At 59.6% G+C, this 314-nt stretch carries 1 protein-coding gene; it reads right to left on the reverse strand.

The window, feature by feature from the left end:
* The coding region (locus SB753_RS35995; RefSeq protein ID WP_410804872.1) for a nuclear transport factor 2 family protein at nt 1-284 on the reverse strand (284 nt) is incomplete at its 3' end.
* Nucleotides 285-314 lie beyond the last annotated feature (30 nt).

Raw genomic sequence — 314 nt, forward strand, 5'->3', positions numbered from 1 at the left:
GGCCGATGCGCTTCGGCAATCGCATAGACAACGGTGCCGAGACTGTCGTAAACGCGGATGTCGAGTGGCTCGATCGACACCGGCTGCGCTTCGAGCTGAACGGTCAGCCCCGAGCGGATCGCGTCGAGACCGTGCAGATGCGAGCCGTCGGCGCAGATACAACTGACGAATTCCTCGTCGATCCACAAGCCCATCAAACTGTCGATATTGACCTCCGCGACTGCCTGGTAATAGGCATTCAACGTGTCAGCAGCGGCTTCGAAGATGTGGGCAAAACGTGGCATGGCTCGTCAGTCTCTTGCGCGCAAGGCACG

The sequence above is a fragment of the Paraburkholderia sp. SIMBA_053 genome (assembly GCF_046534895.1).
Lineage (GTDB): Bacteria > Pseudomonadota > Gammaproteobacteria > Burkholderiales > Burkholderiaceae > Paraburkholderia > Paraburkholderia caledonica.